The following is a 14,772-nucleotide window of genomic DNA, read 5'->3' as shown; positions in this document are numbered from 1 at the left end:
CGCAGCGGCCAGCCTGATAGACAATCGGGCCATGCCCCTGCTGCACCCCATCCCCGCTTTGAGCGACAACTACATCTGGGCCTTACACGACGGCCGCCAGGCTTGGGTGGTGGACCCTGGACAAGCCGAACCGGTGCTGGACTGGCTGGCGGCCGAGCGCCTGCAACTGGCTGGCATCTTGCTCACGCACCACCACGGCGACCACACCGGCGGCGTGGCGGCCTTGCGCGCCGCTACTGCCGCGCCGGTTTGGGGCCCCGCCCACGAGCCGCTGCCCGAAGGCGTGCAGCGCGTGCGCGACGGCGATAGCTTGGCGCTGCTTGGCGGCCGCTTCGAGGTGATCGAAGTCCCCGGCCACACCGCGGGCCACATCGCTTGGTACTGCGCCGGCTTTGCCCCGGCCGCGCCCACCACTGCGCCCGACCCAGCCAGCGAGCGCGGCCAGACACTCGGTGAGGGCCTGCTGTTTTGCGGCGACACCCTGTTCTCGATCGGCTGCGGCCGCTTGTTCGAAGGCACGGCGGCGCAGATGCTCGCCAGCCTAGACCGTCTGGCCGCCCTGCCCGAACCCACGCTGGTTTGCTGCACGCACGAATACACCCTCTCCAACCTGCGTTTTGCGCGCGCCTTGGAACCCGATCACCCGGGCTTGGCCGACTACCAGCGCTGGTGCGAGCAGCAGCGCCAAGCCGGCCGCCCCACCCTGCCCAGCCGCATCGGGCGCGAGCGCGCGCTCAACCCCTTCCTGCGCAGCCGGGAACCCGCGCTGCGCCAGGCCCTCCAACAACTGGCCACGGCGCTGGTGGCGGCTGGTGCGGCTGCCAGCACCCCCGCCCCGGTTGCATCCCGCATCCGCCCCGGACCCGGTGCAGCGCCAACGGCCGAGGGCGCTGCAGCGGCGGCCCTTTGGCCCGCGGATGTGCACGCTTTCGCCGCCCTGCGGCGCTGCAAAGACGGCTTTCCTTGAAGCCCAGTTTAGCCCCGTTCTGGCCCCGGCGCATCTGCCCGGACCTTGGCGTGTTTGCCAGTTCCATGCTGCAAGCCCGATAATCGACACAATTTGCGACAGATACCAAGCCGATGACATCCATTGCCCACAACTTAGTCCACTCCACCCTGCGCCTGGTGCTGCCCTTGGCGGCCGCGCTTTGGCTCAGCGCCTGCGCCGCCCCTGGCGGCCTTGGCACCACCAGCCAGAGCGATGCCATTGCGCACAGATCGGCGGCCGACCCTGCTGCCCAAACCAGCAGGCCGGCCAGCCTTCCCCGCGCCGTTCAGCCCAACCACAGCAGCGCCGCCGACCTGCTGCAAGGCGCGTCCGATCACCCAACCCAGCCCGGCTTGGCCCAATCCGGCGGCAGCCTAGGGCTGCGCCCCCTCATCCCCAGCGGCCCCCTGCTCGCCTTGGGCCGCAGCAGCGCCACCAGCCATCCTGTCTCCGTCGCCCCGCTGGAAGCCCCGCGCGACCTGTGGGAGCGCATGCGGCGCAGCTTTGCCATGCCCGATCTCGACACCGATCTGGTGCGCCTGCACGAGCAATGGCACGCCAGCCGGCCGCAAAACCTCGAACGCATGGTGCAGCGCAGCAGCAAATACCTATTTCACATCGTCGAAGAAGCCGAGCGCCGCGGCCTGCCCATGGAAGTCGCGCTGGTGCCGTTTATCGAGAGCGCCTTCAACCCGCAGGCGGTCTCGCCGGTGAAGGCGGCTGGCCTGTGGCAGTTCATGCCTGCCACCGGGCGCTCATTCGACCTGATGCAAAACGCCTTCCGCGACGACCGGCGCGACGTGCTCGCCTCCACCAACGCCGCGCTGGACTATCTGCAGCGTCTGCACCGCATGTTTGGTGACTGGCAGCTTGCGCTGGCCGCCTACAACTGGGGCAACGGCAACGTGCAGCGCGCCATCCGCGCCAACCGCGCGGCGGGCTTGGGCACCAGCTACCTCGACCTGCGCATGCCCAACGAAACCCGCAACTACGTGCCCAAGCTGCAAGCCATCGAAAACCTGATCCGCGACCCGCAGCGCCTCGGCATCAACCTGCCCGTGATCGGCAACCACCCTTTCTTCGACAGCGTCACCCTCACGCGCGACATCGACGTCGCCCTGGTCGCCGAGCTGGCCGACGTGAGCATCGAGAACTTTCGCCAGCTCAACCCCTCGCACGACAAACCCGTGATCATGGCTGCCGGCACCCCCAACATCTTGCTGCCGTGGGACAACGCCCTCACCTTCCAGCAGCGCCTGCGCGAGCACCAAGGCGCGTGGGCCACTTGGACCGCTTGGCGCGTGCCCCAAAACATGAGCGTGGCCCAAGCCGCGCAGCAGCACGATTTGAGTGAAGCGCGCCTGCGCGAAGTCAACGACATCCCGCGCCGCTCCAGCCAGTTGCGCGCCGGCTCCACCCTGCTGGTGCCTCGCCTAGGCAACCACGAAGCCGACGTACCCGAGCACCTCGCCGACGGCGGCCAGATTCTGCTCGGCCGCGACCAAAGCGGCAGCGCCAGCACCAGCCCCACCCAAGGGCAGCGCAGCATCCGCGTCACCGTGCGCTCGGGCGACACCCTCTCGTCGCTGGCGCGCCGCCACAGCGTGAGCGTGGCCAACTTGCGCAGTTGGAACCAGCTGCGCCCCAACGCCAGCTTGCGCGTCGGCCAGGTGCTGTTGGTGCAGCGCAGCGCAGCGCCCGCCAGCCGCAACGCGAGCAGAACGGCGAGCGCCGCCCCGGCACCCCGCAGCAGCACCCCAGCCAAGCGCACAGGCACGGCCAGCACCGCCGCCAGCAACCGCCCTGCGGCGCAGACACCGGTCCGCAGCGCGCAAGCCAACGCCAGCCAATCGAAAGTGGCGGTGCGTTGAAGCCATGGCTTCAGGGGGGGAGGGGGGGAGAATGGAGCGGGAAACGAGATTCGAACTCGCGACCTCAACCTTGGCAAGGTTGCGCTCTACCAACTGAGCTATTCCCGCATTGACTGGCCCCGCTTGGGACCAGTGCTTGGTAAGGCTGGAGGCGCGGGCCGGAGTCGAACCGACCTACACGGATTTGCAATCCGGTGCATAACCGCTTTGCTACCGCGCCTTCGTTTGGGCACATCCGGCTCGGCCATAGGCACCGAACCGGAAAACAAGCCAGCGCTTGCCTTGGAAAACCATTGGAGCGGGAAACGAGATTCGAACTCGCGACCTCAACCTTGGCAAGGTTGCGCTCTACCAACTGAGCTATTCCCGCGTGTTGCAGATTCTGCGGCGCCATCGGCACCGCCTAACTGCAGAGCCGCTATTCTATACCGAAAAAACGCCGATCGGGCAGCGGCACTGGCATAAAACGCGCCCGATACCCGCAAAAAACCCTGCCTGCAAACGCCGCGCCCTCAGTGCTTCAAGGAAGCCACCGCCACCGGCTCGGCCGCCGCAACCGCTGCGGTGGCTGTGACTGTGGCTGCATCCTCCTCCGCGGCCAAGGGCAGCGGATAGCGCTCCAGCGCCAGCTCCAGCACCCGGTCGACCCACTGCACCGCCACGATCTCCAGCCCGGCCTTCACATTGTCGGGGATGTCGGCCAGGTCTTTCACGTTGGCCTGCGGGATCAGCACCGTTTTGATGCCACCGCGCAGCGCCGCCAGCAGCTTTTCTTTGAGGCCGCCGATTTCGGTCACTTCGCCGCGCAGCGTGATCTCGCCCGTCATGGCCACGTCGGCGCGCACCGGGATGCCGGTCAGGGCCGAGACGATGGCCGTGGTCATGGCGGCGCCGGCGCTGGGGCCGTCTTTGGGCGTAGCCCCGTCGGGCACGTGGATGTGGATGTCGTTTTTCTCGAAGGCTTCGGTCTTGATGCCCAGCGCCCGCGCGCGGCTGCGCACCACGGTGCGCGCGGCCTCGACCGATTCTTTCATCACCTCGCCCAACTGGCCGGTGCGCGTGACGTTGCCTTTGCCGGGCATGAGGGCGGCCTCGATGGTGAGCAAATCGCCGCCGACTTCGGTCCAAGCCAAGCCCACCACTTGGCCGATTTGGTTGTTCTGCTCGGCACGGCCGAAGCTGTATTTGCGCACCCCCAAGTAGTCGCCCAGGTTGTCGGGCGTGACCTGCACCGGGGCGCTGTATTTTTTCAGCAGCAGGCCCTTGACCACCTTGCGGCAGATTTTGGAGAGCTCGCGCTCGAGCGCACGCACACCGGCCTCGCGGGTGTAGTAGCGCACCACGTCGCGCACCGCCTCCTCGCTCAGCTCGAGCTCGCCGTCGCGGATGCCGTTGTTCTTGATCTGTTTGGGCAGCAGGTACTTGAGTGCAATGTGGGCTTTTTCGTCTTCGGTGTAGCCCGACAGGCGGATCACCTCCATCCGGTCCAGCAGCGCCGGCGGGATGTTGAGCGTGTTCGAGGTGGCCACGAACATCACATCGGAGAGGTCGAAATCGATCTCGACATAGTGGTCGCTGAAGGTGTGGTTCTGCTCCGGGTCCAGCACCTCGAGCAGCGCCGAGGACGGGTCGCCGCGAAAGTCCATCCCGAGTTTGTCGATCTCGTCGAGCAAAAAGAGCGGGTTGCGGGTGCCGACCTTGCTCAGATTTTGCAGCACCTTGCCCGGCAGCGCGCCGATGTAGGTGCGGCGGTGGCCGCGAATTTCGGCCTCGTCGCGCATGCCACCCAAGGCCATGCGCACGAACTTGCGCCCGGTGGCGCGCGCCACCGACTGCCCGAGCGAGGTTTTGCCCACCCCCGGCGGCCCGACCAGACACAAAATCGGCGCCTTGACCTTGTCCACCCGCTGCTGCACCGCGAGGTATTCGAGGATGCGGTCTTTCACCTTGTCGAGCCCGTAGTGGTCTTCGTTGAGCACCTCATCGGCAAAACCCAGATCGTGCTTGATCTTGGTTTTTTTGCTCCAAGGCAGGTTGCTCAGGACGTCGATGTAGTTGCGCACCACCGTGGCCTCGGCCGACATGGGCGACATGAGCTTGAGTTTTTTGAGCTCGGCCTCGGCCTTTTTGCGAGCCTCGGGCGGCATTTTGGCGGCCTTGATCTTGCGAGCGATTTCCTCGATGTCGGCCCCCTCTTCGCCTTCACCGAGTTCTTTCTGGATCGCCTTGACCTGTTCGTTGAGATAGAAATCGCGCTGGTTTTTCTCCATCTGGCGCTTGACGCGGCCACGAATGCGCTTGTCGACGTTGAGGATATCGACCTCGCGTTCGAGCTGCACAAACAGGTTGTCGAGCCGCTGCACGACCGGGTTGAGGTCGAGCACGGTTTGCTTGGCCTCGAGCTTGAGCGGCAGGTGGGCGGCGATGGTGTCGGCCAAGCGACCGGGGTGGTCGATGCTGGCGATGGAGGTGAGGATTTCGGACGGAATCTTTTTGTTGAGCTTGACGTACTGGTCAAACTGCTGCATCACCGCGCGGCGCAGCGCCTCGAGCTCGGTCGATTCGACATGGGCGAATTCGTCGTCGGCACTGACCGGCAGCACCTCGGCTTCAAAATGCGACTCACCCTCTTGCACCCGCCGCACGGCAGCGCGCTGCACACCCTCGACCAGCACCTTGACGGTGCCGTCGGGCAGCTTGAGCATCTGCAAAATGCTGGCCACGCAGCCGACCTCGAACAGGTCTTGCGGGCTCGGGTCGTCTTTGGTGGCGGTTTTTTGCGCCACCAGCACGATGCGTCGGTCGGTCTCCATCGCCGCCTCCAAGGCCTTGATGCTCTTGGGGCGCCCGACGAAGAGGGGGATCACCATATGCGGAAACACCACCACGTCGCGCAAGGGCAACAGGGGCAGGGTCAGGGGCTGGCTGGGTAGGGGGGGGTGTCCGGACATTTCTTACCTCGATATGTGGACGTCACGTGAGGGCGCAAGCGGGGATTTCAAGTCGCCAGCCCGCCTGCATCCGGTCACGTTGCACGCCAAAGCCACCCAAAGTAGGGGGAATTCAAGCCTGACGGACCGCCTCGCGGTACACCAGCAAGGGGGGTTTGCCGTCTTCGATGGTGGCCTCATCGACCACCACTTTTTCGACATTGCTCAGGCTTGGGAGTTCAAACATGGTTTCGAGCAGCGCCTGCTCCAAGATCGAGCGCAGACCACGGGCGCCGGTTTTGCGCTTCATGGCATGGCGCGCAATCGCCTTGAGCGCGGCCGGGCGCACTTCGAGCTCTACGCCCTCCATGCGCAGCAGTTGGGCAAACTGCTTGACCACCGCGTTTTTGGGCTCGGTCAAAATATCGACCAAGGCGTCTTCGCCCAGTTCATCGAGCGCCGTGACCACCGGCAAACGGCCCACCAACTCGGGGATCAGGCCAAAGCGCACCAAGTCGTCGGGTTCGACCTCGGAGAAAACCTCGGTCAGGCTGCGCTGCTGCTTGCTCTTGACCGCCGCGCCAAAACCGATGCCGCCGCCCTCGGCGCGCGCATCGATGACCTTTTCCAGGCCCGAGAAAGCCCCGCCGCAGATGAACAAAATGTTGGAGGTATCGACCTGCAGCATGTCTTGGTTGGGGTGCTTGCGCCCGCCTTGGGGTGGTACCGAGGCGATGGTGCCCTCGATCAGCTTGAGCAGCGCCTGCTGCACCCCTTCGCCCGAAACGTCGCGGGTGATGGAGGGGTTCTCGGATTTGCGCGTGATTTTGTCGATTTCGTCGATAAAAACAATGCCGCGCTGCGCTTTTTCAGGGTCGTAATTGCAGGTTTGCAGCAGCTTGGCGATGATGTTTTCTACGTCCTCGCCCACATAGCCGGCCTCGGTGAGGGTGGTGGCATCGGCCATGACAAACGGCACGTTGAGCATGCGCGCCATGGTGGCGGCCAGCAGCGTTTTGCCCGACCCCGTGGGGCCGATCAGCAAGATATTGCTTTTGCTCAGCTCGACTTCGTCCTTGCCCGATTGCTCGCGGTGGCGCAAGCGCTTGTAGTGGTTGTAAACCGCCACCGACAGGGTCTTTTTGGCCGCCTCTTGGCCGATCACGTACTGATCGAGGTGCTGCTTGATCTGCAGTGGCGCCGGCAGCGCATCCTCTGCTGCACCGCCCTTGCCCTGCAAGGTGGTCGGGAGCTCGTCGCGCATGATGTCCGAGCACAGCGCAATGCATTCGTCGCAGATGAATACCGATGGACCCGATATGAGCTTTCTGACCTCGTGCTGGCTTTTGCCGCAAAAAGAGCAGAACAGATTTTTGGAGCCGGTGGTGCTTTTTTTCTCGGGCATGAAGTGCTTGCCTCGTTGGGGGGCGGCCAAAACAGGGCCGCCTGCACCCGATCATAGACCAGTCGCAAGCCCCCTGTGCGGGCTCAGGTGCTGCGTTTATCGATCACTTTATCCACCAAGCCGTACTCGGCGGCCTCGCTGGCCGACATGAAGTAGTCGCGCTCGGTGTCGCGCTCGACCTTCTCCAGCGGCTGACCGGTGCGTTCGCTCAAAATGCGGTTCAGGTCGGCGCGCAGGCGCAAAATCTCGCGTGCGTGGATTTCGATGTCGCTCGCTTGGCCGCGCGCGCCGCCCAGCGGCTGGTGGATCATGACGCGCGAATTGGGCAGCGAAAAGCGCTTGCCCTTGGCCCCGGCAGCGAGCAAAAAAGCACCCATGCTGGCCGCCATGCCCACGCACAGCGTGGAAACCTCGGGCTTGATGAAGTTCATGGTGTCGAAGATCGACATGCCCGCGCTCACGCTGCCGCCGGGCGAGTTGATGTAGAACGAGATGTCCTTGTCCGGGTTCTCGCTCTCGAGGAACAGCAACTGCGCCACCACCAGATTGGCGCTGTGGTCGTTGACTTCACCGACCAGAAACACCACCCGCTCTTTGAGCAGGCGCGAATAAATGTCGTAGGCGCGCTCGCCGCGCCCCGACTGCTCGATCACCATGGGCACCATGCCCAAGGCTTGTGTGTGCAATGCGCTCATGGTTTAGCCCTGTCCCATCAGTTCGTCGAAGGCAATCGGTTTTTCGCTCACCTGGGCGCGCGCCAGCACGAATTCGGTGACGTTGTTTTCCAGCACCAGCGCCTCGACTTCGGCCAGGCGCTGGCGGTCGCTCTGGTACCAGCGCACCACGTCGGCCGGGCTTTCGTAGGAGCTGGCCAGCTCCTGGATGTGGGCATCGACCTGCTCCGGCGTGGCTTGCAGCCGGTTGGCGTTGACCAGCTCGGCCACCACCAGCCCTAGGCGCACGCGGCGCTCGGCCTGGGCCTGGAACAGCTCGGGCGGGATCGGGGCCTGGTCGGCGCCCTGGATGCCGCGCTCTTTGAGGTTGGCGCGTGCGCCTTCGACCAGGCGCTCGACTTCGGAGGCCACGCTGGACTTGGGCACATCGAGCTCGGACTGCGACAGCAGCGCGTCCATCACCGCGGTTTTGTTGCGCATCTGCAAGCGGAACTTGACTTCGCGCTCCAGATTTTTGCGGATGTCGGCGCGCAGCGCCTCCACGCTGCCCCCGGCAACGCCGAGCGCTTGCGCCAACTCGTCGTTGACTTCGGGCAGTTGCGCCGCTTCGAGCTGCTGCAGCGTGACCAGAAAATCGGCCTGCTTGCCGGCCACGTCCTTGCCGTGGTAGTCGGCCGGGAAGTTGAGCGGGAAGGTCTTGGAGTCGCCCACGCGCATGCCGCGCACGGCTTCTTCAAACTCCTTGAGCATCTGGCCTTCGCCGAGCACGAACTGGAAGCCCTCGGCCTTGCCGCCCTCGAAGGGCTCGCCGTCGATCTTACCCTCGAAGTCGATCCGCACCTGGTCGCCGTCTTGCGCCAGCTCGTCGGCGCCGCGGGCCGCAAACGTGCGGCGCTGCTTGCGCAAAATATCGAGCGTGCGCTCGATCGCGGCGTCATCGACCGTGGCGCTGAGTTTTTCAATGGCCGCCGCGCTCAGGTCGCCGATTTTCACTTCCGGATAGACCTCGAACACCGCCTCGAAGGCCAGCGCGCCTTCGGCCGCACCCTCTTTTTCGTTGATGGTCGGGGTGCCGGCGATGCGCAACTGCGCTTCTTGGGCGGCGGACTGGAAGGCCTTGCCCAGCTGGTCGTTCATGACCTCGTAGTGCACCGAGCCGCCGTAGCGCTTGGACACCACGCTCAGCGGCACCTTGCCGGGCCGAAAGCCGTCGAGCTTGACTTGGCGCTGCATGCGCTTGAGCCGATTTTGCACCTCTAGGGTGATCTGCTCCAGCGACAGCTCCAGCGTGATCTTGCGCTCGAGCTTATCCAGTGTTTCGACGGTGACTGCCATGCTGCTTACTCCTGTGGGGGATGGGAACCCGCTTGCAAGGCTGGCCCCCGGTGTTCGGGATGAGGGGATTCGTTCAGGTGGTGCGCGGGGGGGGACTCGAACCCCCACACCCTTAACGGGCGTCAGGACCTAAACCTGGTGCGTCTACCAATTTCGCCACCCGCGCGCCTGACCGCGCCCAAGCAAGGACAGACCTTGGTTTGACGCGGGAAAGCGGGAATTGTAAGGCAGCCCCGATCAGCCCCGCGACAACCCGCACCGCACGGCATAATGCATCTAATGGTAAACCCCGTTCAAGGTGTGGCGCACTACGAGAACTTTCCGGTGGCGTCGTGGTTGTGCCCGCCTGCCTTGCGCGAGCCGGTGCGGGCCATCTACGCCTACGCGCGCTGCGCCGACGACATGGCCGACGAAGGCCACGCCAGCGCGGCGCAGCGCCTGCTCGATCTGCAAGCCTACCGGGCCGAATTTTTGGCAGCGGTGGCGGCTCCTGCGGTGTCCGACCCAACTCCAAACCCGGTCGGGCGCTGGCCGCAGATCATGCAGCCGCTGGCGCAGCAGGTGCGCGCTAGGCAATTGCCGCTGGAGCCGCTGCTGCACCTGCTCGACGCCTTCGAGCAAGACGTGCGCCGCACGGCCAGCGGCCAGCCTTATGCCGATTTGACCGATCTGCTGGACTACTGCAGCCGCTCGGCCAACCCGATCGGGCGCTTGCTGCTGCACCTCTATGGCGTGTGCGACGAGCCCTCGCTGCGCCAGAGCGACGCCATTTGCAGCGCGCTGCAACTGATCAACTTCTGGCAGGATTTGAGCCTGGATCTGCCGCGCCAGCGACACTACCTGCCGCTTTCGGCCTTGCAGCGCCACGGGGTGGCACTGGCCAGCCTGCACCCCGATGCCACCGAGCACGCACCGGCCGAGGCGATGGTGTTGGAACTGTGCGCCCAGGCCCGCGCTCTGATGGGCCAAGGCGCCCCGCTGGCGTGGCGCTTGCCCGGCCGTGTGGGCTGGGAATTGCGGCTGGTGGTGCAGGGGGGCTTGCGCATTTTGGACAAAATCGAGGCATTGAACGGCCGCACCTGGTGCCAGCGCCCTCGCTTGCACGCCCGCGACGCCCCGCTGCTGCTCTGGCGCGCGCTCTGGCGGCCGGCGGCTGCGCTGCCCTTGCCTTCTGTGCCCCATCAGGAAACCACCCCATGATCCGCCTCCCACACCCGATGGCAGCCGCCGCTCCCTCCGCCTCCTCCAGCCATGTCGTGCCTGCACAACAGGCCGCTGGGCCTAAGCGGGTGCCTGTGCTCGCCTTCGCCTTTGCTGCCGCCTTGGCTGGCCTGCTGACCGCCACCCCTGCCTGGGCCCAAGCCACCCAAGCCACCCAGAATGCACCCGCTGCACCCGGCACCGCCACAGCGCCCAGTGCCAGCCCCGCCGCCAGCGTGCAAACCGCGCGCCTAGACAGCGTGTGGCTGCAGCCCGAGCGCAGCGCCGCCGCCTCCGTGCTGGCGCGCAACGAATCGCGCCTGAGCGCCGAAGTGGCTGGCACGGTGCAGCGCTGGACTGCCGACGTGGGAGCCACGGTGCGCCGTGGCGAGCTGCTGGTGCAAATCGACCCGACCGACCACGAGCTGGCGCTGCAGCGCGCGCAAGCCGGGCGCGATGCCGCCATGGCCCGGCTGCAACTGGGCCTGACGCAGTTGCAGCGCGCCCGCGACCTGGTGGCGCAGGGCTTTTTCTCCAAAGAAGCGCTGACGCAGCGCGAAACCGAGGTGGCGCTGCAGCAGGCCGACTTGGCCAGCGCCGAAGCGCAGTTGCGCAGCGCCCGGCGCCAACTGGAGCGCACCCGCGTGCTGGCCCCCTTTGCCGGCACCGTGGTGCAGCGCATGGCGCAAGTGGGCGAAGCGGTAGCCCCCGGTGCGCCGCTGTACCTGCTGGCCGAAAGCGGGGCCACCGAGCTGCAAGCCCATGTGCCACCGGCCGAGTTGCAAGGGCTGCGGCGCGCCACAGCTTGGCAGTTCCAGCCCCAAGGCAGCCTGGAGCTGTTGGAGCTGCGCCTGCTGCGCGCCAGCCCCACCGTGCAAACCGCCAACCGGGCCCACGCCGTGCGCCTGGGCTGGACCCCGGCCGTTGCCGATGCCGCCGCAGCGAGCGCCCCACCCGGCAGCAGCGGGGTGTTGCGCTGGCGCGACCCGCAGCCCCACATCCCGGCCGCACTGCTGGTGCGCCGGGGCAGCGAGCTTGGCATTTTTGTGCGCCAAGGCCAGCAGGCGCGCTTCGTGGCTTTGCCCAGGGCGCAAGAAGGGCGCGCCGTCCCCACCGACCTGCCGCCCGCAACCCTGGTGGTGGTGCGCGGGCAGGCTGCGCTAAACGACGGCCAGACCCTCAATTAAAACGCGCAGACTTGCCATGAATTTTCTGCGCTCCTTGCTCACCAACCACCCGCTGGCCAACATCGCCTTTGTGGTGGTGATTTTGATGGGCCTGCTCAGCTACCTGTCCATGCCGCGCGAGCAAGACCCAGAGATCAACTTCAACTGGGTCACCATCACCACCGCGTTGCCCGGTGCCAGCGCCGAGGACATCGAGCAGCTCGTCACCAACCCGCTCGAAGACGCCATCGCCGGCGTGGCCGATGTGCGCTTTGTCACCTCGACCTCGCGCGAAACCGTCTCCAGCATTTTGGTGCGCTTTCACGAGATCAGCCCGCGCGTATTCAGCCAGCGCATGAACGATTTGCGGCGCGAGATTCAAAACGCCGCCACCGCCGAACTGCCGCCTGAAGCCAACGACCCGCGCGTGATGGAGATCACCTCCTCCAGCGGCTTCCCGACCGCCACCGTGCAACTCATCGGCTTGGCCAACGACGAAACGCTGCGCCTCAACGGCCGCCGCATCCAAGACGACATGGAGCGCATCACGGGCATCGACCAGGTCTTTGCCTCGGGGCTGCGCGACCCGGTGCTGCGCGTCAGCCCCGACCCGGTGGCGCTGGCCGCTCTCGGGCTGACCGCCACCGACGTGGCCGACACCCTGCGCCTGTGGTGGCGCGACAGCTCCGCGGGCACCCTCAAAACCGAAGACGGTGCCTGGTCGGTGAGCGTGCGCGGGGTGCTGCTGGACCCGGCGCAGCTCGCCAGCCTGCCGGTGCTGTCACCGTCCCGGCCCGGCGCTTCGGCGCGCTTGGGCGACGTGGCGCGCATCGAGCGCGACCGCGCCTTGGCCTCGCAACTGGCGTCGGTCAACGGCCAGCCGGCCATCTCCTTGCCCTTTACCAAAACCGCCGGCACCAACACGCTGGAACTGGTCGAGCGCGTGGGGGCCTACATCGAAGCGCAAAACCCCACGCTGGCGCTCAGCGGCCTGCGGCTGGAGCTGAGCGACGACCAGACCGTGCCCACACGCGAAGCCATCGGCATCATGCAGACCAATGCCCTGTATGGCATGTTGCTGGTGCTGGCGGTGTGCTGGCTGTTCCTGGGTTCGCGCATTGGCGCGCTGGTGGCGCTGGGCATTCCGTTTTCGCTCATGGGCACCTTCGCGCTGCTGGCGCCGCTGGGCTACACGCTCAACATCTCGGTGCTGCTGGGGGTGGTGATCGCGCTCGGGATGCTGGTCGATGACGCGGTGGTGGTGGCCGAATCGATTTATTACCGCATCGAGCGCGGCCAAAAAGCGCTGCAAGCCAGTCTGGATGGCATTGCCGAAGTCTGGAAACCGGTGCTGGCTTCGGTGGCCACCACCATGGCCGCCTTCATGCCGCTGATGCTGCTGCCCGGCATCGTGGGCGATTTCATGTTCATTATCCCCTTCGTGGTCACGCTGGCGCTGGCGATCTCGCTCATCCAGGCGTTCTGGATGCTGCCGGTGCACATCCAACTGGTGGGAATGCGGCTGGAGCGTGCCCCGTCGCGCATGCAACTCTGGCGCAACGCCTTCAACCGCAGCATCCGGTTGCGTTATGCGCAGTGGCTGGCCTACGTGCTGCGCCGCCCCAAGCGCTTTTCGGCGCTGGCGCTGGCCATCATCGGGCTGGCCGTGGCCCTGTACGCGGTGGGGGTGGTGCGGGTGCAGTTCTTTGCTTTCGACCCGATTCGCGCTTTCTACGTGAACGTGAACATGCCCGCCAACGCCACGTTGGAGCAGACGCTGGCGGCCACCGAGACGGTCGAGCAGGCGGTGCGCGCGCGCCTGCAAGGCGTGGGGCCAGCCGATGCGGGGCACGAGGCGCGCTCGGTGTCGAGCACCGCTGGGCTCATGTTCACCGAGGCCGAACCGGTTTATGGCGACAACTTCGGCCAGATTTTCGTCTCGCTCAATCCGCGCACGGGTGACGCGCGCGAGGTGCAGGAGGTGGTCGATGCCATGCGCGACTACATCGAGGCCCTGGACACGCCGGGCGACAAGAGCTTCTTCATCTTCACCGGCGGCCCGCCCACGGGCATGCCGATCAACATCCGCGTGCGCGGCGACGATTTCGACCAGATTCAGCGCGCCGCCGAGGACATCAAGGAACTGGTGCGCGCCATTCCCGGCACCAAAGACGTGCAGGACGACAACCTGCCCGGCCGCCCGCTGTTGCAACTGAGCCTGCGCCACGACACCCTGCGCGAGCTCGGGCTCAGTGCGCAGCAGGCCACGCGGCTGGTGCGGCTGGCGGTGGATGGCGAAACGGTGGCCTTCACCCGCGTCGGGGGCGACCGCATCGAGCTCAAGGTGCGCAGCAGCTCGGCGCTGGGCCTGCGCCAAGACCCGGCAGAGCTGCTCAACGAACCGGTGGCGCTGCCCAATGGGCAGATCGCGCGCCTAGGCACCTTGGTCGAGGTGCAGGTGCAACCGGGGCGCGGGGCCATACGGCATTACAACCTGCGCCGCACCGTGACCGTGCAAGCCAACCTCAACCGCGAGCTCACCGACACCCGCGAAGCCAACCAAATTGTCAAAGCCGGCTGGGAGCGCATCCGCGCCCAACACCCCGGCATCGACCTCGATTTCACCGGCGAACTCGAAGACATCGAAGAAAGCCTGGACGCGATGGGGGTGCTGTTCCTGTTTGGCATCGGGCTGATCTACCTGATTCTGGCGGCGCAGTTTCGCAGCTACTTCCAGCCGCTGATGGTGCTGGTGGCGGTGCCGCTGGCCTTTGCCGGGGTGGCTTTTGGGCTGGCCATCAGTGGCAACCCGCTTTCGCTCTACACCCTGTACGGGGTGATTGCGCTGGGCGGGATTGCGGTCAATTCGGCCATCGTGCTGATCGACGCCGCCAACGAGCGGCTGCGCGCCGGCATGAGCGTGCTGCACGCCACGCTCTATGCGGCGCGCCGGCGCGTGGTGCCGGTCATCATCACCAGCAGCACCACCATCGGCGGACTGGCCTCGCTCGCCTTCGGCCTGGGGGGCGAGAGCCTGCTGTGGGGTCCGGTGGCGGCCAGCATCGTCTATGGGCTGGCGGTTTCGACCGTGCTCACGCTGTTCGTGGTGCCTTTGCTCTATCACACCTTCATGCGCTACTCGCCCTTGAGCCGCAGCGGTGCGGCAGCGCCTGCGCCCTGAGGCCTTGGGCCCAATGCCGCCA

The 14,772-nt window shown here is 66.1% G+C and carries 9 protein-coding genes and 4 tRNA genes; 5 read left to right on the top strand and 8 right to left on the bottom strand.

The features are described 5' to 3' along the window. Positions 1 to 31 precede the first annotated feature (31 nt). Both gloB and SRAA_RS02995 read left to right on the top strand, forming a co-directional pair. Positions 32 to 967 carry a hydroxyacylglutathione hydrolase gene (gene gloB, locus SRAA_RS03000; RefSeq protein WP_082039869.1) on the top strand — a complete coding sequence of 312 codons (936 nt, stop codon included), beginning with the start codon at positions 32 to 34 and terminating at the stop codon, positions 965 to 967. Positions 968 to 1,080: 113 nt separating this feature from the next. Next, positions 1,081 to 2,859, top strand: a complete 1,779-nt coding sequence (locus SRAA_RS02995) for a transglycosylase SLT domain-containing protein (protein WP_052467464.1) — start codon at positions 1,081 to 1,083, stop codon at positions 2,857 to 2,859. A gap of 32 nt (positions 2,860 to 2,891) precedes the next feature. Here SRAA_RS02995 and SRAA_RS02990 read toward each other — a convergent pair. The 8 genes from SRAA_RS02990 to SRAA_RS02955 all read right to left on the bottom strand — a co-directional run bounded on the left by SRAA_RS02990 (position 2,892) and on the right by SRAA_RS02955 (position 9,369). Further along, positions 2,892 to 2,967 (bottom strand) — tRNA-Gly (locus SRAA_RS02990). Between the two features lie 38 nt (positions 2,968 to 3,005). Continuing rightward, positions 3,006 to 3,079: transfer RNA gene (locus tag SRAA_RS02985), tRNA-Cys, on the bottom strand. Between the two features lie 74 nt (positions 3,080 to 3,153). Beyond that, positions 3,154 to 3,229, bottom strand: a tRNA-Gly gene (locus tag SRAA_RS02980). Positions 3,230 to 3,371: 142 nt separating this feature from the next. After that, positions 3,372 to 5,810 (bottom strand): endopeptidase La, encoded by a 2,439-nt coding sequence (gene lon, locus SRAA_RS02975; RefSeq protein ID WP_045530873.1) that lies wholly within the window; start codon positions 5,808 to 5,810, stop codon positions 3,372 to 3,374. 112 nt (positions 5,811 to 5,922) lie between these two features. Continuing rightward, positions 5,923 to 7,194: an ATP-dependent Clp protease ATP-binding subunit ClpX gene (clpX, locus tag SRAA_RS02970; RefSeq protein WP_045530871.1), complete on the bottom strand. Its 1,272-nt coding sequence runs from the start codon at positions 7,192 to 7,194 to the stop codon at positions 5,923 to 5,925. Positions 7,195 to 7,277: 83 nt separating this feature from the next. Next, entirely contained in the window at positions 7,278 to 7,889 is a 612-nt protein-coding gene (clpP, locus tag SRAA_RS02965; RefSeq protein ID WP_045530869.1) for an ATP-dependent Clp endopeptidase proteolytic subunit ClpP, read from the bottom strand. Positions 7,890 to 7,892: 3 nt separating this feature from the next. After that, positions 7,893 to 9,203: a trigger factor gene (gene tig / locus SRAA_RS02960; protein ID WP_045530867.1), complete on the bottom strand. Its 1,311-nt coding sequence runs from the start codon at positions 9,201 to 9,203 to the stop codon at positions 7,893 to 7,895. A gap of 78 nt (positions 9,204 to 9,281) precedes the next feature. After that, a tRNA-Leu gene (locus SRAA_RS02955) sits at positions 9,282 to 9,369 on the bottom strand. Positions 9,370 to 9,482: 113 nt separating this feature from the next. Between SRAA_RS02955 and hpnC the strand changes: the two genes are divergently transcribed. From hpnC to SRAA_RS02940, 3 genes are read left to right on the top strand one after another with little or no spacing between them, the layout of a single operon-like run. Beyond that, entirely contained in the window at positions 9,483 to 10,403 is a 921-nt protein-coding gene (hpnC, locus tag SRAA_RS02950; RefSeq protein ID WP_231849318.1) for a squalene synthase HpnC, read from the top strand. Further along, positions 10,400 to 11,590: an efflux RND transporter periplasmic adaptor subunit gene (locus tag SRAA_RS02945; RefSeq protein WP_144318689.1), complete on the top strand. Its 1,191-nt coding sequence runs from the start codon at positions 10,400 to 10,402 to the stop codon at positions 11,588 to 11,590. The genes hpnC and SRAA_RS02945 overlap by 4 nt, the downstream gene beginning before the upstream one ends. A 16-nt stretch (positions 11,591 to 11,606) precedes the next feature. Then, positions 11,607 to 14,750 (top strand): efflux RND transporter permease subunit, encoded by a 3,144-nt coding sequence (locus tag SRAA_RS02940; RefSeq protein WP_045530863.1) that lies wholly within the window; start codon positions 11,607 to 11,609, stop codon positions 14,748 to 14,750. Positions 14,751 to 14,772: the final 22 nt, after the last annotated feature.

The organism is Serpentinimonas raichei (genome assembly GCF_000828895.1).
GTDB classification, from domain to species: Bacteria; Pseudomonadota; Gammaproteobacteria; order Burkholderiales; family Burkholderiaceae_C; genus Serpentinimonas; species Serpentinimonas raichei.
This window is presented reverse-complemented; position numbering and strand designations above follow the sequence as displayed.